Source organism: Thermococcus aegaeus, from assembly GCF_055393685.1.
On sequence record NZ_AP042464.1, the window covers coordinates 1,403,489 to 1,427,539 of the forward strand.

Sequence of the window (24,051 nt, forward strand, 5' to 3'; positions counted from 1 at the left end):
TCCCTCTTCCATTTGCAAAACAAAGCCCGAAAAGCTGGAGGTGGGAAAATGAAGTGCTACAACCTTAAGGATAAGGTCGCCATAGTAACCGGCGGGGGCCAGGGGATTGGAGCGGCCATTGCCCAGCTCTTTGCCGAAAACGGCGCGAAGGTTGTTATAGCGGAGATAGACGAGGAGGCCGGAATTGAAAGAGAGCAGATGCTTAGAGAAAGGGGCCTTGAGGTAACCTTCATAAAAACAGATGTAGGGGATGAAGCCTCAGTGAGGGAGATGGTGAGGAAAACCGTGGAGCTTTACGGGGGAGTTGATATCCTCGTGAACAACGCCGCCATACAGCCCGATGGAAAGAGCATTTTCGAGCGCTCCCTTGAGGAGTGGGAGAGAACCATAAGGGTGAACCTCACCGGGCCCTACATATGCTCCCGCTATGCTGCTGAAGAGATGAAGAAGCGCGGAGGGGGAGTTATCATCAACATCGCAAGCACGCGGGCCCTGATGTCGGAACCGAACACTGAGCCCTATTCGGCCTCGAAGGGAGGCCTCCTAGCCCTAACCCACGCCCTCGCCATAAGCCTTGCCCCCTACAGGATAAGGGTCGTCGCAATCAGCCCCGGGTGGATAGAGACCTCACGGTGGAAGAAATCCAAGTTAAGGAGGGAGCCAAATTTGAGGCCCATTGACCACGAGCAGCACCCGGCCGGAAGGGTCGGTGACCCCATGGACATAGCTCACATGTGCGCCTTCCTCGCGGACAACGAGAAAGCGGGCTTCATAACGGGAGTGAACTTTGTGGTGGACGGCGGGATGACGGTAAAAATGATATACGTGGATTAGTGCCCAACCCTTTCCCAGGTCTCTACGCCGCCTTCAACCACCACAAACACCGGGTTTGCCTCGATGTTCTTTTCTCTTTTCAGGATTTCATAGCGCTTTAAGTCCCTTTTCTGTAGCTTCTTGAGGAGGTGGTTGAACTCGTACTCCAGCTGGCCCTTCGTGACCGGGACCTTTTCCTTGAGCTCCACTACCTCTATCTTCCTGATGTCAAAGCGGTAGCCCCTCCTTTCCGCTTCCCTCCATACTTCAAAGAGGTAGGCGTTTATGGCCTTTAACGGCTCTGAATGGTTTTTAAAACGTTCAAGCTGCGGGTGGTTTCTGTATCCCCTGGTCTTTCCCTCGAGCACTTTTTTAGCCAGTAAACCTTCCCTCCAGAGTGCCACGAGCCCTTTGGCGTCAAGGTATTTTGGGTGGAGCGACCAGAGACGCAGGTTCTCACCTCCACAGGTATGGTACTATGCTATAGCCCGTCCAGAAGAGCGGGCCGAGGTTCAGAAGGAGGTGTGGTATGAACGTGAAAACCATGTTTCCGGACTGACGCCATACCACTATGTGGATGAACCCTGAAATGGTCGTCATCAGCACAAAGGCCACCCCAAAGAGGCCCTCGGGGCTCGCTACATAGAGGAACTTTGTCCAGAACATCGTGTGTATTAGCCCCACGAAGGTGGCGAAGAACACCAGACCCGCGATGCGATATCTGAGCCTGGGTTTTTCAGGGTACAGGTCCCAGGAATCAAACAGGTAGAGCCAGAGTATCTGTTCGGTCGAAGCATTCACCGGAGCCCACAAAAGTGCCGTAAGGAGAACACCAAACCGGTCAGCTTCCTCAACTCTAATCCGTGCCTGGTAGGCAAAGAATAGGGCCGTGAGTATTACAAGGACGTTCACATAGAACCACCTGGGAGGCTTTTCCGGGAGGGGTGTTCCATAGCCTATAACCCCTCTCCTCAGCTTCACAAGGCCCCAGGCGAGGGAATAGTATATGACCATGGGTATGAGGGCCCCGCTCAGATCATAGAGCCATCCCGCCACAGCAGGGAGAGAGAAGGCTATTACAGCTGAAAGCAGGAGGTCAAGGCGCTTTGGCTTCCATGAAGTCGGGTCGTAGGTTTTCACTCCGGACATCTCACTGACCCCCACCAAAAAGGAAATCAATCAGTTTCTTTTCCTTATAAAGCCTTTTGCGGAACTCCATTATGGGCAGGTCACCCTGGACGAGGACATCTTTCCTTATGTCCCCCTCCTGGGTCTCCACAACTCTCTTATCCTGGTGGAAGATTATCCTGTTTAAGGGCATACTTAAACGGGCTATGATGGAATCAACGGGTTTCAATCCCGTCATTTTCACGTAAAAGCGGAGGTATATCATGGTTTTCTGCCTGTCCACGGGAACAAAAAAGGCCACCACCCTCATACCTTCACCTATGTGGTTCTGCCAGAGGTTGGGAAAGATGAACTCAAGGTAAACCCTCGACTCCTCCCCGCTGAGTTCCTCGGGTTTTTTGACCCTCTGCCCCCTATCGACCTCGTTGAACACGTAAAAAATGAAACTGTCTTCGTCTATCCACTTGACGACGGGGCCGTGGACCAGGGTCCTGTTTCCCCGCCCTATGGTGGTTCTGTGGACGAAAGGTAGGTGCATGACGTCGAGCTGGTTCTCAACCGCCCTCGGGAACGGGACGTTCCAGAGCTCTCTGAACTCCGCGTAGGCGAAGCCCTCATCTATATCATCGAAGAACTTTGGCTCCTTCTCCGGCTCTCCTTCTCCGAACCAGAGCCATATTATGTTATTTTTTTCATAAACCGGGTACGAATTAACCCTGAACCTATCAGGAACTTTGTAGTTCTTCCCGAGGGCCGGTATAAGCCTCACCCTACCATTGCCGTCGTACTCAAACCCGTGAAAGGGGCACTGGATTCTGTCTTTTATAACCCTCCCCACTGAGAGCCTGGCCCTCCGGTGCACGCAGAAGTCTTCCAGGGCGTGGACTTTTCCCGAACTGTCCCTCCAGAACACCAGGTCTCTCCCGAGTCGCCTGACTCCAACGGGTTTTCTCCTCACCTCGTCCGATGAAAGAACTGCAAACCACATTGAAGACACCTCCTGCGGATGTATCTACCCCCTGAAATCCCGCTCAAACCCCGAGGGCTTTCTTTACAGCAAGCCTGCCTGTCATTATTGATGTGGGCACCCCCGCAGGGCTGTAGGCCCACTGGCCGACTTTAAAAACAGCCTTCCCAGGGGACAGGGTTCCGTATAACCTTCTCCTCTTCCATAAGGGTTCACCAGAGGTAAATATCATGAGGGCTGGAGCGTGCCGGCAAAGACCTGCCACACAAGGAGGGTCTTCGAGGTGAGGCTCAGGAGGATGTAAACCTTCTCGCCGTAGAGGTAGTCCGCCCACTTTCCTACCCTCTTGTACTGCAGTATCATGTTGAGGGGGAAGAGGTTGAAGAACACCGCTATGCTGACGAATATCCATATGACGAAGTCGGGCGGGCTGGAGCGGAGTATTACCATGAAGATCACTACCCAGGGTATAAGTCCTGCAAAGGAACCGAAGATGAAGGGGCTCCACTTCACCTTCTCCGTGTACTGGTTCAGGAGCTCCATGAGGTACCCGAAGAATATCATGGCCGCGTTTATTCCAAATATCAGCAGGAGCGTCCCAAAGTCCGAGATGCCGACCAGGAGAGCTATGATGACCACCATTATGGACGAGGTAATTGAATACTCGGCCCAGCGGTACGGGTTGATGCCCTTTGAAAGGTTCTCCCTGTAGGAGTCAAAAAGCACCGTTGAAACTGCCAGATGGAACAGAGCCGTCAGGAACGGGAAAACAGCTATCAGGTAGGCAAGTCTAACATCAAAGAGGTTTTCCGTGACTGTTATGAGGCTCCTCGTGGTTTCGTCGAACTTCAGGTAGTTCCGTGTTATGGTAACGGTAAAATCGTTGGCAAGCACGAGTATCAGGATGCCCTGTATGAGGTGGAATACCCCGGCTATGAGGTTGAGACGTTTTAGGGAGTTAAACTTTTCATCCATGTACATCATCCTTTAAAATAATACGCTATGGAGCTTTTATGTCTTTCGATATTGAAAAAAGCAAACCTGAAATCCTGGACAGAAACAGGGAGAACTAAAGCTCAGTCTTCTTCGCCCTCCTCTATGGCGGTATTCGAACCCGATGCTTTCCCTGTGGTGTTTCCAATGGTGCCGATGTAGTAGCTCTGTAGAACCTCGTAAGCCCTCTGGTCGTGCTTTGAGAAGAAGACATCGGTGGCGTTGGTTCCGCAGTACTTAATTATAGCCTCCCTGCCGCCGCTGTGGGTGTCTATGAGGGAGGTAACGTTGTAGACGTCGTTCCCTATCACAATCCAGCAGTCGCTTTCCGTGCTGTGTTTTGCCACCTCTTCGAGGGTCAGCCCTTCGGGGGTCGTGGCATTGGAGGCACTCACCGAGCCGGGGAACGTTGGAGAGCCCTGTGGAATCAGTGACACCAGTACTACTCCCGCCACCACTGCGGTCCAGATTCCAAGGGTTATCTTCCGTGCCCTCTCGCTTCTGAACGCCTTGACGAGGTTTAGGGCAATGAGCAGGCCCGAGGTGGCGTGGACGTAGAACAGGGGTATGAAGAGGTACGCCGCGAGCGTGTGGACTCTTTTTGCCGTCCCGTAGCTGATGAGGCCTCCGAGGCTTGACGATGGGCTGTTCATGGATAGGCCAGTTACCATCAGGGCGAGACTAACTAATATGAGCAGCTCGCCCGAGATTATCATTGCCTTGGTTGCGCGGTTCACGGTTTCACCTCAGCACTCTTTGCAGGTACTTATGCTAAGGAGCTTATAAATTGCACAGAACCCCGTAAGTCCGGTTATCAACGCTATGAGTCCGACTATCAGTACCAGAGTCCTGTAGGGCACCTTGTCCGCCGCCCAGAGGCCGAGCAGGATCAAACCAAGAACCACTCTAATGGCCCTATCGAGGGTTCCCTCGTTCCTCTCCATCTGCATCACCTCAATTTTTTATGAATTCAAAAGGCTTATATTCATTTCCCAAGAAATTTTAGGTAAAGACCTTCAAAATGAAGGTGGTCCCATGGACGAGCGCGACCTGGAGATATACCGCATGCTGAGGAAAAACGGGAGGGCGAAGGTAAGCGAAATAGCCAGGGAGCTCGGCATAAGCCACCCCTCCGCGAGGGAGAGGCTTGAGCGGCTGGGGAAGCGCGGTGACCTGAGGGTCCAGGCCCTGCTCAACATAAAGAAGAGGAACTTCGTCTCTGCAGTCGTTAATCTTCGAGTGAGGAGCATGGACGAGGCGGAAAAGCTCGCGGACGTGTTTGCAAGGTGCCCCCGGACGGTTTTCGTTGCCACCACGACGGGGAAATACAACCTCAACCTCGCCATCATAGCAGAAAACCATTCGGCCCTTGAGGCCACGATAGAGAACACGATACGCCCGCTTGAGGCTGTTAAGGACATGGACGTCTCCCTCGGCTCTTCACCGGCATATCCTGAGTTCGTGGACTTCAAGCTAAACCCCGTTAGGAAGGTAGCCCCCTGCGGGAAGGTCTGCACCGATTGCTACCTCTACGGAAAGAAGTGCAGCGGCTGTCCTGCAACGATCTACTTCAGAGGAGACCTCTGAGCATCAGAACGTCATTGGAATGTATCCCCTCTCAAGGTAGCCGGCTATTATCTTGCCCACGTACTCGAGCCTCACGTACTCCTTAAGCGGAGTCTCAAAGTCTCCCATCTCTGCCAGTCTCTTAGACGCTATTGGGGACTTTACTTTTTTTCTTCTGAAAGCCTTGCCCTTCAGGGCGGGGAGGAGGCCAGTTCGACAACAGCTAACTGGTTCAAACAGGAGGTATATGGAAAAACCTTTAATCGCTTTGGAAGGTACTACCTTAAGGTGATTGGAGTGCATCACCTTCACGGCGAATTGAGAAGGAAAACCCAGCCCATTGGACCGGTCATCGAAGTCATAAAATCAAGGATCCCACATCGAGAGGTTGCCACAGACTTTGGAGCCGGCACCGGCTACTTCACGATTCCCCTGGCAAGGCTTTTTAAGAAGGTTTACGCTGTGGAAAAGCGGGAAGAGAGACTGGACTACTTGAAAAAGCGCCTTGAAGAAGAGAAGATAATGAACGTTGTTCCAATTCACTCATCGGAGCTCCCAGAGATTCGGGGTAATCTTCTATTCCTCTCCAACGTCCTCCACGAGCTTGAAGGGCCTGAAAGTTTCCTAAGGCGTGCTTCCGGGCTTTACGATTACGTTATCGTCATAGACTGGAAAAGAATCCCAACGCCCAGGGGGCCTCCAATTGAAGAAAGGATAGCTGAAGAGGAGGCGATTGAAATGCTGAGGCGCTGCTTCGCGAGGGTTGAGCGGTTCGATGTCTACCCGTACCATTACTTCCTGCTTGGAATGAAGGGCAGAGGCGGAGAAAAATGAAAGTTGCCAAGAAGGTTCTGGCGGGGGTACTCCTAACCCTCATCGTCCTTCCTGGCTTTGTGCTCGCGGACGAGAACGGCGGTGAAGGCGAAGGCGAGGCGGAACTCGGCGGTTTGGCCGCCTTTGGGGTGGCATTGATCTTCGCCGGCACTGCCTACTATGCGCTCACGAAGAGGAGGCTCTTCATAGAGCACAGGAAGGGGGAGCCGGGGATAGTCGTCAGGCCGGAGAGGCCATACGTTACCTTCTTCGGCCCGGTTTATCCGATGACAATACACCACGCCTTCACCGTGGTGGGAACGTTGCTGGCATTAGCTCACTTCGCGACATGCACCGACTACTCCACCCTCGGCGGCAAGACTGGACTTGGAATGGCCATTGTTTTAGTTCTGCTGAACATCAGCGGCTTCTACGGGAGGTACGTCCACATAAAGATTGAGAAGGCCGCGCGGAAGAAGGAAAGCGGGGCTTTGAAGCACTTAGTGAAGCTCCTGAGGCGGTGGAGAGTTATCCATATCGCCCTCGTGGCCGTTTTCCTCCTGCTGCTGGGAATCCACCTCGCCACGGTGGGCGACTGAGGTCAGAGATGAGTTTCGTCTCTCGCCAGCTTCTTTCTCACTTCCTCTCTTATTGGCCTTAGCGCCTTTGCATATTTTTCAAGCGTCTTGAGGACTCTATCGACTCTCTCCCTGTATTTCTCGTCCTTAAGTTCTTCACCTTCAAAGAGGTCATCGACATTGTAAAACAGAACCTGTCCGATGGGGAGCATTTTGTAATTTACCGCCGCTAATCTAAGCTCTTGAAGAAGCCTCACTCCACCAGTAACTGATGATACGGTGACGATTCCAACCGGCAAAGCCTCATACTCGTCATAAATCGTGTCGAGGAGAATCTTCAGCTCACCCGGATAGCTCCCGTTGTACTCGGGTGCAACTATTACAAGGGCATCGGCCTCAAGGATTTTTAACCTATACCTCTCCATCTCGGGCGTTACGTTCCAGCGGTGGGTGTAGCATAGGAGATAGTCCTTTACGTCTATCAGCTCTGCCTTCCAGCCGAGTTCTCCCGCTTTCTTCAAGATGTACCTTGCGACCTTTTCGCTCTTCCTCCCCTCCCTTGCCGTTCCGAGAATAACTTTGAGCTTCATGCTACCACCGTGTGGAGTTTCTGCTTTGGGGCTTTAAGTTTATCCTTTCGAAGTGAAAAGCTTCGAAGTTCAAAACTTCACACTTTGTTAGGACAACCTTTTTAAATTAGGCAACCCTAATTAATCGTGAGGTGAACCAAATGGTGAGGGTTGGAGAAGTGGTTCCCGATTTTGAGGCCGATGCCTACTTCCCGGAGAAAGACGAAATAGGAAAGCTCAAGATTTCGGACTACAGAGGCAAATGGGTTGTTCTAGCCTTTTATCCAGCGGACTTTACATTTGTTTGCCCAACGGAGCTTGAAGAGCTCGCTGAGTATTACGAGGAGTTCAAGAAGGAAGGTGCTGAAATAATTAGCGTATCTACTGATACAGCTTATGTTCACAAAGCTTGGCACGATCATTCCCCTGCAATCAAAAAGGTGCGCTATCCAATGCTAGCTGATCCTTCAGGGAAGATATGCAGGCTTTTTGGAACTTACATAGAAGACGAAGGGGTCTCGTGGAGGGCCACTTTCATAATAGATCCGGATGGAAAAGTTGTCAGCATGGACATTCACGACAACAGCATAGGGAGAAGTGCCAAGGAGATACTTAGAAGACTTAAAGCTTCGAAGTATGTAAGAGAACACCCGGGAGAAGTTTGCCCAGCGAGCTGGGAGCCAGGCAAAGAGACTTTAAAAGTTAGCCTCGACCTAGTTGGAAAGATCTGACTCCTTATTCTATTATTTTTTGTTAAATAGTATTCTGGAAATTTTTCACATTGCTAAGCCCATTAAGCCATGCTTCTCAAAGTTGTTGAATTATGTCGGATGTCATAAAGTTATAGTTCGATATTAAAAGTAAACTGGTTTATAAAAATGGTAATTCTCTTGTGGATGGGTGCATTTAACTTTTGCTATTTCGAAATTTCAATTCTGAAAGGGTAAAAATAATAAGCCAACAAAATTATTTTAGGTTGGTCTAAAATTGGGGGTGAAAAAATGATAGGGCAGTTCCTAATCACATTTAGGGAGGTATTGGAGGCTGCGATAATTGTTGCTATCATAATTGCCTATCTTAAACGTACTGGTAGGGAGAGACAAATCAAAGACGTATGGACTGGAGTTGGATTATCGGCACTTGCCAGCGTAGTTTTAGGAGCTGCAATCCTTGCACTCTATGGAGGCCTTGAGGAGAAGGAGCTCTTTGAAGGAGTTGCCTCTTACTTGGCTGTTATAGTGCTAACGAGCATGATCTACTGGATGGCCACCAAAGGAAGGAACATCAAAGCCGAAATAGAAAGCAAGGTAAGCAAGGCCATAAACCCCTTCGCTTTAATAGGATTCACCTTCATAGTGGTTTTCAGGGAGGGTCTTGAGACGGTGCTATTCCTTACGCCTTTCGCCACCCAGGACTTGGGAGGAACTTTAGCGGGGCTTATAGGTGGTGTTATCAGCGCTTTGGTTTTGGCATACCTAATCTATGGGGTAGGAATGAGAATAAACCTCAGAACGTTCTTTTACTACAGTTCTATACTGCTCGTGTTTGTTGCCGCTGGATTAGCCGGCTACGGAACCCACGAGCTCATTGAGTGGGCGGAAGAGGAGGGCATGCACCTCGGCTTTATTGAGGAGACAGCCTACAACCTCGGCATTCCCGAGGAGAGCGTGTTCCACCACAAGGGAGCGATTGGCTCAATCTTCGCGGTTCTCTTCGGCTACTCAGTGAAGATGGAGTGGGGAAGGGTGATACTCCAGTTCGGCTACCTTATAGTGGCTCTCTATCTTGTCTTAAGGGCATATGGCAAAGAACCTTCCTTAGCTCCAAGGAATTCCAGATTAAAAAGCACTGGATGATCCTCTTTTATCCATTTTTGTCCAAAAACGTATAAAAAGGGTGAACCGTAATTCAAGCTTGGTGAGGAAAATGAATGTGAAAGAATTCAAGAAGATAGCTCTCGTTGGAGCAAGCAAAAACCCCGCTAAGTATGGGAATATAATATTGAAGGATCTCCTCAGCAAAGGCTTTGAAGTCCTTCCAGTGAATCCGAATTACGATGAGATTGAAGGCGTGAAGTGCTACAAAAGCATCAAAGAGCTTCCAAGGGATGTAGATGTCATAGTCTTTGTAGTTCCACCTAAAGTAGGTTTGCAGGTGGCGAAGGAGGCTGTTGAAGCAGGCTTCAAAAAACTCTGGTTCCAGCCTGGAGCCGAGAGTGAGGAGATAAGGGAATTTTTAGAGAAAGTAGGGGTGGAATACAGTTTTGAAAAGTGCATAATGGTCGAGACGAGCGACAAGAAGATGTTCCTGGAGGTGTGAGAGTGTTCTATTATGTGAGAAAGTTCGAGGAAGACCTTGACTTCCTATGGGAGCGCTTCAAGAAGAGGCTTGAGGAGGAGGGCTTTCTCCTCATAGGGGAGCGAATACCTGTGGCTATCGTCGAGAGGGAGGACGGCATTGTCGCGGACTATCATCTCCTATTCATATGTGACAAAGAACTCGTGGCAGAGCTTGTGAAGATAGACCCAAACATAGGAGCTTTGCTCCCCTGCACGGGCTTTGGCTACCGCAGAGAGGACGGAAACTACCTCGGCGTTACTTTGCCCAGTGTGGCATGGAAGATAGCGGGGGAGGAAGTGGTTAAGCTCATGAAGCCCATGGAGGAAAGGGTTATCAAAATTATCGAGTCCCTATAATTTCAATTTTTAAAACTTTTTTGATTACTTTTTCCCACTTTGAAAAAGATAAGGGCAATAAATGTTCTATTCTAAGGTAATTCTGGTGATGGCAAAATGATGAAAGCTATATTGAAAATACCTAATATGAGCTGCCAGCACTGCGTTATGAGGATAAGCAAGGCAATTGAGAGTGTTGGAGCTAAGGGAGAGGTCAGCCTTGAGAAGAAGACTGCCGTTGTTGAGTTCGATCCTGAAAAGACAAGGCTTGAAGACATTGTAAGGGCAATAGAGCGATACGGCTACGAAGTTGAGGTGGAGTAAATGCCCATTGATCCGGCATGTAACATGATGAACGAATACGATTTTGTTATTATTGGAGGCGGAGCAGCAGGCTTCGCTGCGGCTTTAAAAGCCGATGAACTTGGTGTGAAGACGCTCATGGTTAACCATGGTTCACTTGGAGGGACGTGTGTAAACGTTGGCTGTGTTCCTACTAAGTATCTCCTAACCTCCCTGGAGCTTAAGAAAAGGGCGTTAGTGAATCATTACTCCGGCTTAGGCTTCACCCTTAAGGAGTTTGACTTTAGAAAACTGCTGGACGGAAAGGATGAACTCGTAAAAAAGCTAAGGAGAGAGAAGTATGAGAAAGTTCTGGAGAGTCTAGAGAACGTTGACTATATCAACGGTTTAGCAAGGTTTAAGTCGAATCATAGAATTGTAGTAGATGGTAGAGAGATTAAATTTAAGAAAGCTCTCATAGCAACGGGTGCAAAGCCAAGAATTTTAACTATAGACGGTGTTGAAGACGTTAAGAACAGAATTCTGACCCATATTGAGGCACTTGAACTTGAAAAGGCTCCCGACTCAGTTGTAATCATCGGTGGGAGAGCCCAAGCCTTAGAATTCGCCCAGATCTTTGCGAGGGCCGGGAGCGAGGTAACTCTTCTGCAGAGAAGCATAAGGATAATGCCCACAGTTGAGCCTGAACTGGCAATAGAGCTTGAGGGCATCTTAAGGGAGGAGGACATTGATGTAAACACCTCCGTGAGGATAAAACGCTTTGAGAGGACGGAAAATGGTGTCAGGGTTCATGCGGAAGTTATGGAAAAGGAAAAGACGTTTGAAGGGGAGTACGTTTTCTTTGCAACTGGAAGGGAGCCTAACACTGTAGGTCTTGGTCTTGAAAACACGGACGTTAAAACCGACGGAAAGGGCTTTGTGATCGTGGATAAAACCCTAAAGGCCGGTGAAAACATCTACGCCGCCGGAGACGTGATAGGTGAACCAATGCTGGAAACTGTCGCCGCCAAGGAGGGCTTTACCGCTGCAACAAACGCCCTGGAAGAAAACAAAAGTGTTGAGATGAATTACAGAGTAGTGCCGAGGGTTGTTTTCACGGATCCACAGCTTGCCAGCGTTGGTCTGACTGATGGAGAAGCTCAAAGGATTACAAGATGCTCATGCAGAACGGTAGAGATCTCGAACGTCCCAAAGGCATTGATCCTGGGTGAAGAAAAGGGCCTGATAAAAATGGTCGTTGATGCAAAAACGAAGGAGATCCTTGGAGTTCACATCTTAGCTTACAACGCTGCTGAGATGATCCACGAGGCGGCTATGGTAATTAGAAACAGAATGACCGTGGATAAGGTTATAGACACGCTTCACGTCTTCCCAACGATGAGCGAGGCGATAAAGCTGGCGGCGCTCTCCTTCAAAGGGGACATCTCAAAAATGCCGTGCTGTGCCCTCTAGTGTTCACTCTTCTTTGAAAATCCCATCCCTAAAGGCCAAAACTCCGAAAAGCAAAGTCCACAGTGTTAAGCTCGTTAAAGCGATTTTCCACTCACTTAATGGCTCATAAAGTGAGCGAATTAGGTATGCACAGCTTGTCGTCGGTAAAAAGAGAATAATTTTGTGGGCAAAGTTTGGAAGAACTTCAATGGGATAGTAAACTGGGGCGAAGACCGTTAAAGCTGTTAGAGTGATGTTCGAAACTCTCATTATAACTATCGGCTCCTTGAGCTTCACACTTATGTAGAGTCCAACGAAAACACTCCAAAGCCATAAAAACGCTAAGAGAAGAATTATTTGGGCTATTCTCAGGAGAGAAAGTCCCCTCACGTAGGTTAAAGTAACGATGAGAATGACCAAGTAAGGCAACGCGGGAATGCTCATCCCTACTGAAATTCCAAGGCCGAGCTTCAGCGGATGCACCGGAAGGGTTGAGAGTATATCATAAAACTTTGAGCGCGTTTTCATTCCCGCTATCTCTATGGCTAGGTCGGCTATCCCGACGCCGGCAACAAAGCTGATCATTCCACCAATGAGTGCCGTCGGGAAAAGCTTTCCACCGCTCACGACGGTCAGGAGGAATATGAAGGAGAGCGGTCTAACGGCGAAGCTTATAAGGGAAGCCCTGCTCTTCGTGAGGGCCTTGGCGTAGTACTCGATTACGCTAATCATCAGACCACCCCAGCAGGAACAGGTCTTCAATTGTAAGTTCTTCAATTTTGAAGGGCACTCCTCTGGAGATGAGCGATTCTGTGAGTTCTTCAAGCTCGCTTTCGCTTTCCGGATAAACAAAAGTGTATTTCCCTGCTTTTTTGACAGCATATTCTCCTACGTCCGCGTACTCAAACAGCACAACTTTCTTCCTAAAGCGCGGCAAGTAGTGCTTTACGATATCCTCGGGCTCCCCCTGGAGCAGTATCCGCTTGTCAAGCAGAATTACCTCGTCGCAGACCTTTGAGACCTCATCTATATAATGACTGGTCAGAAAAATCGTTGAACTTTTGGTTTTCTCTCTTAAAATCTGCCAGAGTTCGAACCTCGCCGAGGGGTCTAAGCCGACTGTAGGCTCGTCCAAGAAGTACAGCTCAGCGTCGAAGGAAAGGACCATAGCAACCAGCGCTTTTCTAACCATCCCGCCCGAGAGCTCTACCATTGGCTTGTCGGCATAGCTTATGTTGAATTCTCTTATAGCTTCACGGGCTTTTTCTTTTGCCTCTTGCCTCTTCAGCCCGCGCATTCTAAGGTAGTGGTAGATATACTCAAAAGGCGTGAGGGTGTAGAAGTGGGCTTTGACCTCCTGAGGTAGAAGGGAAATTCTCTTCCTTATTTCAGTGCTCCCCTTTCCCACTTCATGGCCCAGAACGTAGGCTTTCCCTGATGTAGGCTTGAGCTGAGTAGTTAAAATTTTTATTAAAGTCGTCTTTCCAGCCCCATTTGGTCCTATTAGTCCAATTATCCTATTTTGCCCTACGCTAAAGCTTAAAGAGTCGAGTGCTAATGTTGAGTCATAGCGTTTAGTTAAGCGGTGAGCCTTTATTGCGTAATTAGCCATTAACACTTCTCCCCAATGTTATTAGTAAAAAAAGATTTTTTAATATTTTCACGTACGAGAACACTGCAGCTAGTTAATGCTGAAACCACCTAGTATATGGTTTTAGTTCTTCTCTTTCCTTTCTTTTTCTACTGCCAAAAACTTAACCTTAACTGCTTATCATGACAGTATTTAAAACTTGGAGCGAAAAATTTATAATATTTGAAAACATTATACTATAACACAAGAACTTCGTAAGGAGACTCCTCAATGAGGAGAAAACTCTTAGGTTTACTGTTGGGGTTGTTAGTGTTAGGTTTGGTGGGGACTGCCCAAATGACAGTAGCAGAACCTACTAACCAAAAGGAAATAAGCCCAGAACAGGTAGTATATTTCAAAGACATCACCATAACCTTGCACCTTCAAGTAGGTGATGCCGGACACATTTACACAGCCTCTGGAACGGCTGAGGATGGCAAATTCTATGCTTATGCCAAGCTTGATCTTATACACTGCTCAGAGTATGCATGCCCATTATATCTTGAGTGGGATGGTCCCAAAACTATTCCCGTCGAAATTTCTGATGTACCTCTACCACTTCCTATGACATTTCATTCCATAAAAATTCAAGCATATGATGCATTTGACAAATCTTATTTTGACTGGGACTACTTTTCTTTAAATCCGGATGACCGTTCGGGGCATGTCACAATAACTTATGCTGGGAGAGTTAATACTCGGATTGACATTAAGATAACATGGACTTATTGGACGGCGATATTATGATGGTTGATTACTTCATATCCTTTAGTTTTTTGTTAATCGTCTTCTGGGGGTTTAAGAAAGAGTTTAACTCTTACTACTCAGCCTTAATTTCAACCATCTTAACATTAATCCTCCCGGGGTTAATTTTTAATGTGATTGACAGGTTATTCTTCCTTAATAACGTAGTCAGGTTGGGAGTGTTGGTTTCTTTAGTAAGCATTGGCGCTTACACATCCATTCAGCTATTCTCACCCAAACAACACCAAAAGAATTAGAATCTCATGATATATAGGAGTTTGGGGGCACTTGCCATGATAAGCCCTCAGGAAGAAAACTCTAAAACCTTTCAGTCACAATAGGTGGATGAGCCAATGCGAAATACCAAAAATCATCCATACGAAGACTGATATGAGGATAAAGCACGATGAGTTATAACATGCACCAAGAAGAGCAATACTACAATCCACACAGTCAACAGTACAAAAGTTGAAGGAGCAACAAGCTCAGGAGCTATCCAAATCACTACTGGCACGTATGCGAGGTAATAAAAAGGAAGGAATGTTGCAATACTTTTTAGTGGCTCAGGATAAAGGTATAAGGGAACAAATCCTCCAGAGAGTATTAACTCAACAAATTGATATATTCTTGTTATACCTACTATTTTACCAGTCCATACAGAAGCTAAGCCGAGTAGAGAGCTTATTAAAAACTTGATAGTAGAGGAGGCCAACAAAACTAAGAAAGCTACCAGAATATGTTCAGTGTCAAATTTTAAACCAAGTTTTATCGCAATAGGAAAGTAAACAATGAGGTAGACCGGTATAAAAACAAGGTATCTTACATAACCTTCAATGGCATAATTAAGCAGGGGAGAAATTGGCTTAGAGAGAAGTACATCAATTCTGCCCGTAAATATATCTCTAGAGAGCTTTCCAGAGATATTTAATGCTGAGATTGCATTATCATAGATAAGGAGAAGAGCATAATAAGCAATCGTTACGTTAAGTGTAGGTATATCTGTTTTTTGAGAGAAGGTTCTATAGACATAGCTCCAAAAAGCTACAAGAAAGAGAAATTGTATGGGAGCAGAAACAAACCCTATTAAAAAATCCCGCCTATACGTCTTGAGCTTCTCAAAATGAACCTGTACAAGAGTTTTCACCACTGCGAGCTTCATACACTCATCCTCCTGCAGATGTGTATTTCTCTAAGCCCTTTTTGAAAACAGCCACAAAAATCCCAAACCACACGATGAGTAGAATACCCTCCCCGATGATTGATATTATGAGCTTCTTAGTCGATAGTTTCCCAAGTAAACTGAGAGTAGGGAGTGTGACTAAGAATGCCAAGGGTAATGCCCAAGTAAGAATGCTTCTCAGACCCTTAGGTAGAAAATTTAGCGGATAATACGTGTATTCATAGGCGTAGTCAATTAGCTCAATAGTGTGCTCCATCCTACCTACGAAGAAGGCCAACATACTCAAAGCCCCGTAGATTAAAGCATAAAGAGCTACGCCTCCTGAGAGGAAAATAATGCTTAAAAAAATGTTTTTAGTAGTTATTGGGTTGGGCAATAGTGGAATTGATATTAGGAGTAGAATCACTCCAGTAAGAATTTCCAAAACTACTCCAGCATGGCTTTTTGTTAAGATTACTAAAAACACAGGATTTATGGGCTTGGTCAGGTAAACGTCAATTGTGCCATCTACAATGTAAACATGAAGATCCCGTACACCCCAGAAAAAAGAAACGATGCCCCATGCAATATAGTACATCCCTATAAATGCAAGCACTTCTCCACGTGTAAAGGTCACAATCTCAAAATTGGCTAACACCGAAGTCCAGAAGGTCATTAACAGAGCGGTAAATCCACACCATGCTACTAAATAGAGAGCTAAGTCGGTTTTATACAGCCTAACCCTTTCCACTGCAGATTTTAAGAGGACGTTGATTACACAAGACAGCCTATTCATAGTTAGACACCTTCTTAATGATGTCTTCCAAAGAAGGTTCTTTAATGATAATGTCCTCTATAATGTTCAATTTGTGATTGTTGGGCATTAACATGAGTGTTAAAATTTCATTGACTTTTTCAGATGGCAATCTGCACTTTACAAATGTCCCGTCCACTGTAACATCAGAAGAGACCTTCTTGAGCATCTCCGCTACGTAAGGTGCATAAGCTTCGGAAATTACGTGCATTTCAATTTGCTTTAATTGTCCAAGCCGCTTTTTCAGCTGTTCTATGCTCGTGTCAAGTACTAACTTGCCACTGTTCAGTATTATGACTCGATCACAAAAATCTTCCACGTCAGATAAAATATGGGATGAAATTAAAATTGTGGTCTCAAGTTCCTTGTTTATTTTTGTCAAATAGTTTTTTATAATATGTCTTGACACAACATCAATTCCGATTAGGGCTTCATCGAGAATAAGAAGTTCGGGTTCGTGAAGGAGAGAAGAAATTAGTTCAAATTTTATTCTTTGACCAAGGGACATCAAGCGAGGAGGGCGCTTTAGAAGACTTCGTTCAATTCCTAAAATTTCAGTCAATTCTTTGAGTTTTTTGTTAAATTCTTCTTTAGGCACACCATATACTGCAGCTGCGAGTTCAAGAGACATTATAACAGGTACATCTGGGATTAAAAAACCTTTATGCCCAAAAACAACTCCAATTTTTTCCAGATATTTACGACGGTCTTTAAAGGGGTTCAAACCTAAACAAATTACATTTCCAGATGTAGGCCTAATAATTCCCGCCAAAATTTTTATTAGTGATGACTTCCCCGCCCCGTTGGGACCCAGTATGCCAACTTTTTCACCTTTGCTGATAGTCAAGTTAATTGAATCTAACGCTTTGATGCGCTCTTGGCCACGCTTGTAAATGAGGTCAAGATTTTCTATTTTGATTATTATCTCGGACATTTTTCTCAACTCTGAGGTTCTTTGATATTTTCCGAAAACAAGAGCCTCCAGAGGTTGCAGAAGATAACATCCGGGGCAGATGGATTTTTACCACTGAAATAGTAAGCTCTTGATCTACATCCGCCTTTGCATCCTCTGGAATAGGGACATTCTTGAATTAATTTGCACTGCAATCTATCTAAGAGATCCCTTCTTTTTTTACTGTTCCATAACTCAGATAGGGTATGTTGATGAATATTTCCTATATAAAATGTCTCATCTCCTGAAAATGCAGGACATAGTGTTACGTCTCCTCTAGCAGTAATAAATAAAAAGCATTCAGCTATACCACAAAAAGTACAGTTTCCACTATACATAGCAATATTATAGTATTTCTTGTAACCGATTAAGTCTTCATTTTCATACAAAATTTTTACAGCTTTCAAAAATGGAACGATGTCATTCATGGTCTTGGCCTTCCCCGTAAAGATAGGATAGAATACATTTATTTCATCTACTTCTAAGCGATTCAGCATCAACAATAGTTTACGGATTGAATCAATGTTCTTTGAGTGCAATGTGACGTTAACTCTTACTGGTAATCCTTCCTCTTTGGCCAAACGTATTCCACTTAAAGTGCGTGAAAATGCACCACTCATACCTCTAAACTCATCATGGACATTCTCTAATCCGTCTAAACTAGTTGTAATTGAAACATCGTACTTAGTAAGCTTTTGTACTATATGGCTTGTGAGAAGTGTTGCATTAGTTTGGAGATTGACGTCAAATTCAAGATCATATGCGTATTGGATCATTTTGTAGATATCGGGATGTAATAATGGCTCTCCTCCTGTTATACTCGTTTTATATGCACCCAACTCTGATGCTTCATTCAATATTAGTGAAAAATCATTAAAGGACATTTTAGACTTCCATTCTGGGAGATAACAATGATTGCAGTTCAAATTACAAATTCTGAGCACTTCAATATAGACAGCTTCTAATGGTCCCCTAATAACTTTTAACTTACTTGGTTGTGTGGAGATACTAAGCCATCCTTCATGAATTAGTTCTTCAAGGAATTTCTGAATTGATTCCATCTCAATTGGTGTTAGTTCTTTTGCTAATTTAGTCAGTACCTCATTTACTCTCTTTCCTATAATCTGCTTAAGGAGTAAAGCCCCCTCCTTGTTAATGTCCAGGCTCTTTCTCTTTCGTAAATCATACAGTGTTGACCATCCACCATACTCTTTCATTATAATTCTAGGTCTGGGAACAAAATATTTATCCATCACACACACCTCCAGTGCACCATGAAAATGTCCTAAATTCATAGATAGGGGTCATTCCTAATTCTTGTAAAGCCGATGTTAAATAAGATTCAGTAAAAGGATTAAAATTGCCAATTTGAATATGCTTTATACCAAATTGTTCATGAAGGAAATCTAACACAGCTTTTATAGTGGCCAAGACAATTCTTAAATCAATTTTGCCGAGTATATTAGGATGAAACAAGATTTTGAATATCTTTGCCTCCTTTAGTCGCTGTATAATTTCTGATATTTGATTTTCGTTCATATCACTAAACAATATCATGGGATTGTCTTTTAGTAATCTATAGTAATTTGGATACCAATGAAAGAGAGCAATGTCCCTATTTTTAAAAGCTGCTTTTAATACAAAAAAGTTGGGAGATAATAATTTCCCATATATTTCATGAATAAAATTTACCGGATAATTTGGTATTCCATGAAATTCGTAGTAACGTTTTGGCTCCATACCTATACTTAAATTGATGTCAGAGGTATCGACATCTGCCACGTCTTTTAGTGATTTTATCTGATATCCAATTCTGCAATCTATTTCCAAAAATTGCTTTTTCTTAAAGAGAGGGTAGTACTTAGTAGGAATAAGAGATCCTATAACTGTATTAGATCCAGGAAAGAAGATGTCACCACTGACTTCTTTTAAAACATAGTATCTAACCTCTTGTGCTTTTAGGTAATTTGTAGCAAAAGTATTTATCAAAGAAAGAATTGATTCCAACTCATTTTCTCCTTCATCCAACAGAATACGTTCAACATGTAAGATCCTTCCAATTTTGACCATTGCTATCTCTCCAAGAATATTTTCTTTTTTTACAATGTACGCAAAAAGTGTCTGAAGAGAATGATAAGTAAAGAAAAATGGGAAATTTGGAGGATAATAATGCTCAATGATTTTTTCTTTTAGTTTTTCTGTAGAAAAGTAAGTTAATGGATCAACAATCTTTATCCTCATCATAAATAAATCCCCGCCGGCTCAATGCTACCGCTTATAAACATTGCCTCTTCAAAAAGACTAACATATTCATCAATGCTAAGATTCTTTGGAGGTATAATGAAATAGTCTGAATCAATTTCTGGAATTGGTTCGGAGATTCCTTCTAATGGGGAGGAAAACTCCCGATAATAAGTTGGATTAGAAATTAATTCATCTTTGTATTTATTAAGTAGCTCTCCTTCAGGATTTAATAAATGAACTCGGGGAATTGCCCCATATTGTCGTAATTCTTTAATCAACTGAAGTTCTTTGAGCAATTCGTCTTTTGTTTCTGAGGGGAATCCTATAATGAAATTCACATTGACATATAACCCAAGTTTAATGGCATGTTTAACTAGTTCCTTAATATGATTAATAACGTCTATATAGTGAGGATACCCTTTGTTAGCTTCTACAATGCTTGACTTTATTACCGTCTCAACCCCAAATGTAATCATGGCAAAACCTCCCTGTTTCATCAATTCAAGAAGTTTTTTGTCAATACAGTCTATACGAGTTTGAGCAAAGAACCTAACCTCATCATTAAGACGTCTATTAATTATCTCCTTAAGAAGATTTATAGTACGATCTCTATTAAGGGTAAAGGTGCTGTCATAAAACAATATTTCCCTTACACCAAAATCGTATATATCTCTCTCTATTTCATCTATTACATTTTTTATACTTCTGAATCTGACAGTTTTGCCCCAAATTATGCGTTCTGAACAAAAAGTGCATTGATAGGGACACCCTCTTGAAGTTATCAGTGGAAGTGAAGGAAAGTAATCGAATTCCCAATACTCATCAAGAGGAAGCAGGTCAAATGCTGGAAACGGAATCTTGTCTAAGTTACTAATAAGTTCTCTCCTAGGATTGAGTTTAATATTTCCCTCTTTATCCACATATGCAATTCCTCTGATTCGGTTTAGTTTTGGTTTGCCAGTTGCTAGATAGTTAAGAAGTTCATATAGTGTCTGTTCACCCTCCCCAATAACGGCATAATCTGCTCCAGTATACTTGAGGGCCATTTTAGGAAAGAGTGTGGGGAAGGGACCTCCAATAATTATTATTGAATCTGGGATTTTATCTCGTATTTCTTTTACTATATCAGACAATAATCTAACATTATGGTTATATACTGTAAATCCGATTATCTCACAATTTAATCCTGCGATCGTGTCAGCAAGTAACTTGAGCAGTTCTCCTTTGGAAAGATGCAAAATATCCAATCCATCAAAATAGGCATTGCGTAGAACTAAATCCAAGTCACAAAGACATATATCTGATGGTTCTATAATATTATGCTGAATAATATAAGATGCTAAATATGTTATTCCTAAAGGTGGATGAGAACTAAGATGAGCTCCCATAGGAAGCTTAATTAAAGCCAATCTCATTATAACATCACCTGTTTTAAAAGTGGAAAAAATAAAAACTAAAAGTACGGATCTTTGGGGGGACATGGACCGGTTTTAGACATTGTGATAGGACGTGGGGGTTTTTCTTTCAAAATCCTTGGTATAAAAAGGTTCTGAGCTTTGAAGTCTTGAATTTGTTCTTGAGGTACCATTTTTACAGTACTCTCCATGCATAAACCACCTCATTAATATAACCTCAATTTAGAGTAATAAGCTTTTCGCTCATCTAGATATTTTGGCTGGTGTTAATTCTGAGAACCCCCACCTATTATTCAGAATTAACGCCAGAAAGTCCAAAATAACCCTGTAACTACCTGAAACTGACACCACGATACTTCCTCAGATAAGCCCTCAAAATCTAGTAAGCATTGGCGCTTACACATCCATCCTCCTATTCTCCACCAAACGACATATTACGTAGGTTGCGAAATACCTAAACTCAATTAACTTTCAACACGTATCCTAATAATTGCTTTGCACTGCTGTTCAGCCCAATATTGCTGTTTATCCCCTTCAATTTGATATCTAGCTTGATAAGTGTGAATTATTCTATCTTCTTAATATTAGCGTGGTGATTGAATGATGAAAGTCCGCTCTTTACCTCTTAGAACAGAGTATGGGCACAGCTGTTCGAACAATGCTATTCCGTGCTATCTCTTTTCGTTTTGTGTGAAATACGTTTATAACCTCCCCTTTTGTATTTGTCATCATGACGCATCACTATGGCTATGTGAGTGCAGTTTTAGCTGCTCTGCTCTTTGGAATAAGTTCAACGCTGAATAAAATCGCCCTTAGAAATGTTCATCCAATGATAATAGCGGGAAGTATCTATCTAACGGCGGGGATAGTTTTAATGCTCCTTCGCTTTACGCCGCTCAGGGGCAAAATCCTTGAGAGGCTTGAATTCAGGGTCAAAACTCAAGAATTCTTCTCAAAGCGAGACATTTTAATATTAGCCTTTATAGTACTTTTTGGATCTTTCTTAGCCCCTCTTTCGTTCATGTTTGGCTTGAATAGGACAACAGCTGTTAATGCGTCCCTTTTACTCAACACCGAGACGCTGTTTACTGTTTTAATAGCTCTTATAGTCTTTAAGGAAAGAGCCTCAAGAAGAAGCATTATCGGAATTCTCTTAATCTTAATTGGAGCCGTTGTAATCTCGACAGAAAACTTTAGGGAAGTAGAGCTGAGCAAGGGCATTGTCGGGAACATTTTAATAATCTTGGCAGGTCTTTCATGGGCAATAGACAACAATTTGAGCAAGCTCCTGAGCGTTAAGAAGGATTTACTTCTGGTAACTTCGTTGAAGGGGCTGTTTGGAGGAAGTGCACTGTTAACTCTAGCCTCTCTAATTGGAGTCCCCTTTTACATCCCGCTCCAGAGCCTTCCGTACGTTTTAACCGTCGGTGCGTTCAGCATTGGCTTTTCCCTCGTACTGTTCCTGTTCGCCCTTAGAGAAATCGGTGCGATGAGGACGGGAGCAATTTTCTCGACCTCCTCACTCATAGGTGCTCTCTTCGCTTTCCTAGCTCTTGGCGAGAGCCTCACGGCACTGAAGGTCGTCTTTGGCATGATCATGCTCCTTGGAGCGTACGTGCTCTCCAGAGAAGAAATCCACAAGTAACTGCTTTTTGAATGGGGAAGAACTACCGGGGTTAGAGCGGCTTCATCATTCTGTAGAACCGGTACTTTTTGCCCCCAAGCCCAATCTCATGCTCCCTCTCGATGGTATAGCCGAGCTTTTTGTAAACTGCTATCGCCACCTCGTTGTCCACCTCAACGTCCAGGGCGAGCTTCTTAGCCTTGCTTTCCCTGGCAAGCTCTTCCGCCTTCAGCATCAGAGCCTTTCCTATTTTCCTCCCCCGGAAGTCCGTATAGACCGCTACGTTGCTGATGTAGTAACCGCCCTTCTCAAGCCTTCCACTCCCAGAGATGGAGCTTATGAAGGCCGGAAGCTGCCTGAGGAAGTCGAAGCCGAGGATTTTCATCATGAGCCAGCCGGTATTGCCTTCTTCTTTATTCTTCGCCTTCCAGTCGTAGCTTAGGAGCATTCCGGCTATTTTCCCCTTGAACCTCGCAAAAACGACGTGCTTATGGCTGAAAAGATTCCCCTTTTCGAGGAAAGCCCCCACAAAGAACTTCCTGAACTTTTTCCCCAGGAGGTCTGGAAAAAACTCCGGAGCTGAAATGCGCATGAGCTCTGCGAAGTGCCCGGCTTCTTCCGGCGTTCCTTTGGCAGGTTCAATAACAATCTCTGGCATGGGACAGTATTCGCGGGGCAATTATTTAAGCCTTACTGAAAAGGAGATAATCGAAGGGAGATTAAAAAAGGAGCTCCACCCAGTTCTCCCGCCTCTTCTTGTAGATCCTGATCAGACCCCTCTCCTCAAGGCGCTTGAACATTCTCCACGCGGTCGTCTTTGGTATGTTGAGCATCTTCTTCATCTCTGCCTGAGGCGCTTTGCCTCCCCTGTCGTAGAGATACAGCAAAACTCTCATTTCGTCTCTTGAGAGATCCATCTCTTCGATTTTCTTCTGGAACTCTTCTCTGTTTAATGGTAGGGAGAAGCTGCTTGTAGAACTTTCTGACGGCTGCTTCTTGATTAATAAATACCCTCCAGCGATCAGTATTGCTAAGATCGGTATTGCATAAAAGAGCCATTTTGTGTTTGTTTCTTGCTGTACTCCTTGTTGGGGTGGACTTGGGGGATTGCTTTCGACTTCTGTTCCTAAAGTAGCAGAGGAAGGATTTCTTTCGATTACGTATGAAACGCTGATGTTTCCGGGAGGCATTATGAGTTTGTTCTTGTCGATTTTAAGGGGAACTGAATTTAACCCGACTATCACGGCATTTTCAGGGAAATCAATCGTTACTGGGACTTCGGAAGTTAAATTAATACTCCAAAGCGGACCATCTTTAGATGTCAAATCAGGAGTGTAGTAAGTAACTAGGATATTAGTAACATTCTCAAAATAAATGGATAAGATAGAGTTATTTAACTTATACAAGAGGGGTTCATTATTTTCGTCTCTAACCATTAGGCCCTTAGCGTTTCCTCCTATTAGGGGAACGTCTACCACCACAGTATATTCATCGGGAGTTATTATTTGGGTAACTTTTACATACCCGTCTTCATACACGGCAAGTTCTATGTTCTCTACTGTATATTGGGCTAAAGTAAGGGGTGAAAAAACAAAAAGCAAGAGTATACTGACTACAAGCTTCCTGTTCACTT

At 44.5% G+C, this 24,051-nt stretch carries 30 protein-coding genes; 12 read left to right on the forward strand and 18 right to left on the reverse strand.

The annotated features are described in order from the left end of the window. Positions 1–48: 48 nt before the first annotated feature. Positions 49–834, forward strand: coding sequence for an SDR family oxidoreductase (locus ACZ5NL_RS07540; RefSeq protein ID WP_464841698.1), 786 nt, complete (start codon positions 49–51; stop codon positions 832–834). Here the strand turns inward: ACZ5NL_RS07540 and ACZ5NL_RS07545 are convergent. From ACZ5NL_RS07545 to ACZ5NL_RS07570, 6 genes are all read right to left on the reverse strand, one after another. Then, positions 831–1,217, reverse strand: a complete 387-nt coding sequence (locus ACZ5NL_RS07545; protein WP_464841699.1) for a pyrimidine dimer DNA glycosylase/endonuclease V — start codon at positions 1,215–1,217, stop codon at positions 831–833. The genes ACZ5NL_RS07540 and ACZ5NL_RS07545 overlap by 4 nt on opposite strands. A 52-nt stretch (positions 1,218–1,269) precedes the next feature. Next, the gene (locus ACZ5NL_RS07550; RefSeq protein WP_464841700.1) at positions 1,270–1,962 is read right to left on the reverse strand and encodes a hypothetical protein; all 693 of its coding nucleotides are present in this window, start codon (positions 1,960–1,962) and stop codon (positions 1,270–1,272) included. 1 nt (position 1,963) lies between these two features. Then, on the reverse strand, positions 1,964–2,929 hold the full coding sequence (locus ACZ5NL_RS07555) for a Rieske 2Fe-2S domain-containing protein (RefSeq protein WP_464841701.1): 966 nt from the start codon (positions 2,927–2,929) through the stop codon (positions 1,964–1,966). Between the two features lie 207 nt (positions 2,930–3,136). Beyond that, entirely contained in the window at positions 3,137–3,892 is a 756-nt protein-coding gene (gene heR / locus ACZ5NL_RS07560; protein ID WP_464841702.1) for a heliorhodopsin HeR, read from the reverse strand. Positions 3,893–3,984: 92 nt separating this feature from the next. Beyond that, the gene (locus tag ACZ5NL_RS07565) at positions 3,985–4,638 is read right to left on the reverse strand and encodes a cytochrome b5 domain-containing protein (protein WP_464841703.1); all 654 of its coding nucleotides are present in this window, start codon (positions 4,636–4,638) and stop codon (positions 3,985–3,987) included. 9 nt (positions 4,639–4,647) lie between these two features. Further along, positions 4,648–4,845, reverse strand: a complete 198-nt coding sequence (locus ACZ5NL_RS07570) for a YgaP family membrane protein (protein ID WP_464841705.1) — start codon at positions 4,843–4,845, stop codon at positions 4,648–4,650. A 91-nt stretch (positions 4,846–4,936) separates the two neighbouring features. Here ACZ5NL_RS07570 and ACZ5NL_RS07575 point away from each other — a divergent pair, with 91 nt between their 5' ends. Beyond that, positions 4,937–5,488 (forward strand): Lrp/AsnC family transcriptional regulator, encoded by a 552-nt coding sequence (locus ACZ5NL_RS07575; protein WP_464841707.1) that lies wholly within the window; start codon positions 4,937–4,939, stop codon positions 5,486–5,488. A 3-nt stretch (positions 5,489–5,491) separates the two neighbouring features. Here the strand turns inward: ACZ5NL_RS07575 and ACZ5NL_RS07580 are convergent, their stop codons facing one another. Continuing rightward, the gene (locus ACZ5NL_RS07580) at positions 5,492–5,770 is read right to left on the reverse strand and encodes a hypothetical protein (protein ID WP_464841709.1); all 279 of its coding nucleotides are present in this window, start codon (positions 5,768–5,770) and stop codon (positions 5,492–5,494) included. Here ACZ5NL_RS07580 and ACZ5NL_RS07585 point away from each other — a divergent pair. Then, on the forward strand, positions 5,756–6,301 hold the full coding sequence (locus ACZ5NL_RS07585) for a class I SAM-dependent methyltransferase (RefSeq protein WP_464841710.1): 546 nt from the start codon (positions 5,756–5,758) through the stop codon (positions 6,299–6,301). The genes ACZ5NL_RS07580 and ACZ5NL_RS07585 overlap by 15 nt on opposite strands. Then, a complete protein-coding gene (locus tag ACZ5NL_RS07590; protein WP_464841711.1) occupies positions 6,298–6,879 on the forward strand; it encodes a hypothetical protein in 582 nt (193 codons plus the stop codon). The genes ACZ5NL_RS07585 and ACZ5NL_RS07590 overlap by 4 nt, the downstream gene beginning before the upstream one ends. Positions 6,880–6,881: 2 nt before the next feature. Here the strand turns inward: ACZ5NL_RS07590 and ACZ5NL_RS07595 are convergent, their stop codons facing one another. Continuing rightward, on the reverse strand, positions 6,882–7,448 hold the full coding sequence (locus ACZ5NL_RS07595) for an NADPH-dependent FMN reductase (protein ID WP_464841712.1): 567 nt from the start codon (positions 7,446–7,448) through the stop codon (positions 6,882–6,884). A gap of 140 nt (positions 7,449–7,588) precedes the next feature. Here ACZ5NL_RS07595 and ACZ5NL_RS07600 point away from each other — a divergent pair, with 140 nt between their 5' ends. From ACZ5NL_RS07600 to merA, 6 genes are all read left to right on the forward strand, one after another. Further along, positions 7,589–8,158, forward strand: a complete 570-nt coding sequence (locus tag ACZ5NL_RS07600) for a peroxiredoxin (RefSeq protein ID WP_464841713.1) — start codon at positions 7,589–7,591, stop codon at positions 8,156–8,158. A 270-nt stretch (positions 8,159–8,428) separates the two neighbouring features. Continuing rightward, the gene (locus ACZ5NL_RS07605) at positions 8,429–9,283 is read left to right on the forward strand and encodes an FTR1 family iron permease (protein ID WP_464841714.1); all 855 of its coding nucleotides are present in this window, start codon (positions 8,429–8,431) and stop codon (positions 9,281–9,283) included. A 70-nt stretch (positions 9,284–9,353) separates the two neighbouring features. Then, complete coding sequence (locus tag ACZ5NL_RS07610; RefSeq protein ID WP_464843395.1) at positions 9,354–9,746, forward strand: CoA-binding protein; 393 nt, start codon at positions 9,354–9,356, stop codon at positions 9,744–9,746. A 2-nt stretch (positions 9,747–9,748) separates the two neighbouring features. After that, on the forward strand, positions 9,749–10,123 hold the full coding sequence (locus tag ACZ5NL_RS07615; protein WP_087037022.1) for a DUF302 domain-containing protein: 375 nt from the start codon (positions 9,749–9,751) through the stop codon (positions 10,121–10,123). A gap of 96 nt (positions 10,124–10,219) precedes the next feature. Further along, complete coding sequence (locus ACZ5NL_RS07620; RefSeq protein ID WP_058947162.1) at positions 10,220–10,426, forward strand: heavy-metal-associated domain-containing protein; 207 nt, start codon at positions 10,220–10,222, stop codon at positions 10,424–10,426. Further along, on the forward strand, positions 10,427–11,857 hold the full coding sequence (gene merA / locus ACZ5NL_RS07625) for a mercury(II) reductase (RefSeq protein WP_464841715.1): 1,431 nt from the start codon (positions 10,427–10,429) through the stop codon (positions 11,855–11,857). 3 nt (positions 11,858–11,860) lie between these two features. Here merA and ACZ5NL_RS07630 read toward each other — a convergent pair whose 3' ends face one another. Then, on the reverse strand, positions 11,861–12,568 hold the full coding sequence (locus ACZ5NL_RS07630) for a multidrug transporter (RefSeq protein WP_087037029.1): 708 nt from the start codon (positions 12,566–12,568) through the stop codon (positions 11,861–11,863). Next, positions 12,561–13,448 (reverse strand): ABC transporter ATP-binding protein, encoded by an 888-nt coding sequence (locus ACZ5NL_RS07635; protein WP_225807268.1) that lies wholly within the window; start codon positions 13,446–13,448, stop codon positions 12,561–12,563. The genes ACZ5NL_RS07630 and ACZ5NL_RS07635 overlap by 8 nt, the downstream gene beginning before the upstream one ends. A 288-nt stretch (positions 13,449–13,736) precedes the next feature. On the opposite strand from ACZ5NL_RS07635, the gene ACZ5NL_RS07640 reads away from it, so the two are divergent. Next, the gene (locus tag ACZ5NL_RS07640) at positions 13,737–14,213 is read left to right on the forward strand and encodes a hypothetical protein (protein ID WP_464841716.1); all 477 of its coding nucleotides are present in this window, start codon (positions 13,737–13,739) and stop codon (positions 14,211–14,213) included. 367 nt (positions 14,214–14,580) lie between these two features. Here ACZ5NL_RS07640 and ACZ5NL_RS07645 read toward each other — a convergent pair whose 3' ends face one another. Genes ACZ5NL_RS07645 through ACZ5NL_RS07670 form a run of 6 tightly spaced genes read right to left on the reverse strand, consistent with a single transcriptional unit; the run spans position 14,581 to position 20,794 of the window. After that, entirely contained in the window at positions 14,581–15,369 is a 789-nt protein-coding gene (locus tag ACZ5NL_RS07645) for an ABC-2 family transporter protein (protein WP_042699671.1), read from the reverse strand. Between the two features lie 4 nt (positions 15,370–15,373). Continuing rightward, positions 15,374–16,165, reverse strand: a complete 792-nt coding sequence (locus ACZ5NL_RS07650) for an ABC-2 family transporter protein (RefSeq protein ID WP_042699668.1) — start codon at positions 16,163–16,165, stop codon at positions 15,374–15,376. Next, positions 16,158–17,117, reverse strand: a complete 960-nt coding sequence (locus ACZ5NL_RS07655; protein WP_052315901.1) for an ATP-binding cassette domain-containing protein — start codon at positions 17,115–17,117, stop codon at positions 16,158–16,160. The genes ACZ5NL_RS07650 and ACZ5NL_RS07655 overlap by 8 nt, the downstream gene beginning before the upstream one ends. A gap of 5 nt (positions 17,118–17,122) precedes the next feature. After that, entirely contained in the window at positions 17,123–18,388 is a 1,266-nt protein-coding gene (locus tag ACZ5NL_RS07660) for a radical SAM protein (protein WP_463280522.1), read from the reverse strand. Then, on the reverse strand, positions 18,381–19,379 hold the full coding sequence (locus ACZ5NL_RS07665; RefSeq protein WP_042699662.1) for a hypothetical protein: 999 nt from the start codon (positions 19,377–19,379) through the stop codon (positions 18,381–18,383). Before ACZ5NL_RS07665 ends, ACZ5NL_RS07660 begins: the two co-directional genes overlap by 8 nt. Continuing rightward, positions 19,376–20,794, reverse strand: a complete 1,419-nt coding sequence (locus ACZ5NL_RS07670; protein WP_042699660.1) for a B12-binding domain-containing radical SAM protein — start codon at positions 20,792–20,794, stop codon at positions 19,376–19,378. Before ACZ5NL_RS07670 ends, ACZ5NL_RS07665 begins: the two co-directional genes overlap by 4 nt. 730 nt (positions 20,795–21,524) lie before the next feature. On the opposite strand from ACZ5NL_RS07670, the gene ACZ5NL_RS07675 reads away from it, so the two are divergent. Next, positions 21,525–22,439, forward strand: coding sequence for a DMT family transporter (locus ACZ5NL_RS07675; RefSeq protein WP_464841717.1), 915 nt, complete (start codon positions 21,525–21,527; stop codon positions 22,437–22,439). A gap of 31 nt (positions 22,440–22,470) precedes the next feature. Here ACZ5NL_RS07675 and ACZ5NL_RS07680 read toward each other — a convergent pair whose 3' ends face one another. Then, positions 22,471–23,076 carry a GNAT family N-acetyltransferase gene (locus ACZ5NL_RS07680; protein WP_464841718.1) on the reverse strand — a complete coding sequence of 202 codons (606 nt, stop codon included), beginning with the start codon at positions 23,074–23,076 and terminating at the stop codon, positions 22,471–22,473. A 61-nt stretch (positions 23,077–23,137) separates the two neighbouring features. After that, positions 23,138–24,049 (reverse strand): helix-turn-helix transcriptional regulator, encoded by a 912-nt coding sequence (locus ACZ5NL_RS07685; protein ID WP_464841719.1) that lies wholly within the window; start codon positions 24,047–24,049, stop codon positions 23,138–23,140. Between the last annotated feature and the right edge of the window lie 2 nt (positions 24,050–24,051).

Bases quoted from the DNA above. Each gene is read 5' to 3' on its own strand.
- ACZ5NL_RS07540 (WP_464841698.1), top strand. From the start codon at position 49: ATGAAGTGCTACAACCTTAAGGATAAGGTCGCCATAGTAACCGGCGGG.
- ACZ5NL_RS07550 (WP_464841700.1), bottom strand. From the start codon at position 1,962: ATGTCCGGAGTGAAAACCTACGACCCGACTTCATGGAAGCCAAAGCGC.
- ACZ5NL_RS07555 (WP_464841701.1), bottom strand. From the start codon at position 2,929: ATGTGGTTTGCAGTTCTTTCATCGGACGAGGTGAGGAGAAAACCCGTT.
- heR (WP_464841702.1), bottom strand. From the start codon at position 3,892: ATGATGTACATGGATGAAAAGTTTAACTCCCTAAAACGTCTCAACCTC.
- ACZ5NL_RS07570 (WP_464841705.1), bottom strand. From the start codon at position 4,845: ATGGAGAGGAACGAGGGAACCCTCGATAGGGCCATTAGAGTGGTTCTT.
- ACZ5NL_RS07575 (WP_464841707.1), top strand. From the start codon at position 4,937: ATGGACGAGCGCGACCTGGAGATATACCGCATGCTGAGGAAAAACGGG.
- ACZ5NL_RS07580 (WP_464841709.1), bottom strand. From the start codon at position 5,770: ATGCACTCCAATCACCTTAAGGTAGTACCTTCCAAAGCGATTAAAGGT.
- ACZ5NL_RS07590 (WP_464841711.1), top strand. From the start codon at position 6,298: ATGAAAGTTGCCAAGAAGGTTCTGGCGGGGGTACTCCTAACCCTCATC.
- ACZ5NL_RS07595 (WP_464841712.1), bottom strand. From the start codon at position 7,448: ATGAAGCTCAAAGTTATTCTCGGAACGGCAAGGGAGGGGAGGAAGAGC.
- ACZ5NL_RS07600 (WP_464841713.1), top strand. From the start codon at position 7,589: ATGGTGAGGGTTGGAGAAGTGGTTCCCGATTTTGAGGCCGATGCCTAC.
- ACZ5NL_RS07605 (WP_464841714.1), top strand. From the start codon at position 8,429: ATGATAGGGCAGTTCCTAATCACATTTAGGGAGGTATTGGAGGCTGCG.
- ACZ5NL_RS07610 (WP_464843395.1), top strand. From the start codon at position 9,354: ATGAATGTGAAAGAATTCAAGAAGATAGCTCTCGTTGGAGCAAGCAAA.
- ACZ5NL_RS07620 (WP_058947162.1), top strand. From the start codon at position 10,220: ATGATGAAAGCTATATTGAAAATACCTAATATGAGCTGCCAGCACTGC.
- merA (WP_464841715.1), top strand. From the start codon at position 10,427: ATGCCCATTGATCCGGCATGTAACATGATGAACGAATACGATTTTGTT.
- ACZ5NL_RS07630 (WP_087037029.1), bottom strand. From the start codon at position 12,568: ATGATTAGCGTAATCGAGTACTACGCCAAGGCCCTCACGAAGAGCAGG.
- ACZ5NL_RS07635 (WP_225807268.1), bottom strand. From the start codon at position 13,448: ATGGCTAATTACGCAATAAAGGCTCACCGCTTAACTAAACGCTATGAC.
- ACZ5NL_RS07645 (WP_042699671.1), bottom strand. From the start codon at position 15,369: ATGAAGCTCGCAGTGGTGAAAACTCTTGTACAGGTTCATTTTGAGAAG.
- ACZ5NL_RS07650 (WP_042699668.1), bottom strand. From the start codon at position 16,165: ATGAATAGGCTGTCTTGTGTAATCAACGTCCTCTTAAAATCTGCAGTG.
- ACZ5NL_RS07655 (WP_052315901.1), bottom strand. From the start codon at position 17,117: ATGTCCGAGATAATAATCAAAATAGAAAATCTTGACCTCATTTACAAG.
- ACZ5NL_RS07660 (WP_463280522.1), bottom strand. From the start codon at position 18,388: ATGGATAAATATTTTGTTCCCAGACCTAGAATTATAATGAAAGAGTAT.
- ACZ5NL_RS07665 (WP_042699662.1), bottom strand. From the start codon at position 19,379: ATGATGAGGATAAAGATTGTTGATCCATTAACTTACTTTTCTACAGAA.
- ACZ5NL_RS07670 (WP_042699660.1), bottom strand. From the start codon at position 20,794: ATGAGATTGGCTTTAATTAAGCTTCCTATGGGAGCTCATCTTAGTTCT.
- ACZ5NL_RS07675 (WP_464841717.1), top strand. From the start codon at position 21,525: ATGACGCATCACTATGGCTATGTGAGTGCAGTTTTAGCTGCTCTGCTC.
- ACZ5NL_RS07680 (WP_464841718.1), bottom strand. From the start codon at position 23,076: ATGCCAGAGATTGTTATTGAACCTGCCAAAGGAACGCCGGAAGAAGCC.